Source organism: Corynebacterium sp. UMB0012 (assembly GCF_030216265.1).
Classification (GTDB): Bacteria; Actinomycetota; Actinomycetes; order Mycobacteriales; family Mycobacteriaceae; genus Corynebacterium.
In genome coordinates, this window is record NZ_JASOKQ010000062.1 from 1 (window position 1) to 546 (window position 546).

Sequence of the window (546 nt, forward strand, 5' to 3'; positions counted from 1 at the left end):
TTGCCGCGCAAGCGCCGCAGGACTACTAGCTCGGATGACAGTGAGGAAATAGCTCGCCTGTGGCTGGAAGGTGTGGCACCGATGGATATTGCGCGCCAGCTTTCTATAGGCTCTTCTCCGGTGTACCGGATCGGTATTGAGCTTGGTTTGTGGAAGCGCAATCCGCATGGCCGAAAAGCTGCGGCCACAACTGGCCGGTGTAGTTATCTGCAACTGCGTGCGAATGCTTTAGGGCGCAAAGATGCCGCTTTAGCCTGTGGCATTCATCCGCGTAATGCTGCTGATATAGACAAAGGTGTCATTAAGCTTTCCACCGGGCGTGTGCCTTTTGTCCCGGCTGGCCCGGATGTGGCGCTGTATAACAGGCTTATGCAGGTAATTGAGTACGTTGATGGTCGTCAAGCAGTTCCAGTCCAGGTTATTCCGCAACAGCGTATCGATAGGCGTATCTCTTCGCGCTACTTATCGGTAGAAGAACGCGAGCTCATCTTTGATCTTGACCGGCAAGGCAAAGGTGTACGTGAGATAGCTCGGCGTCTTCAGCGC

At 54.2% G+C, this 546-nt stretch carries 1 protein-coding gene; it reads left to right on the forward strand.

Annotated features, from left to right (window positions below; translation table 11 throughout):
* Positions 1 to 81: 81 nt before the first annotated feature.
* Positions 82 to 546, forward strand: a 465-nt coding sequence (locus QP324_RS11860) for a helix-turn-helix domain-containing protein (RefSeq protein WP_284816182.1), incomplete at its 3' end; no start/stop codon positions are given.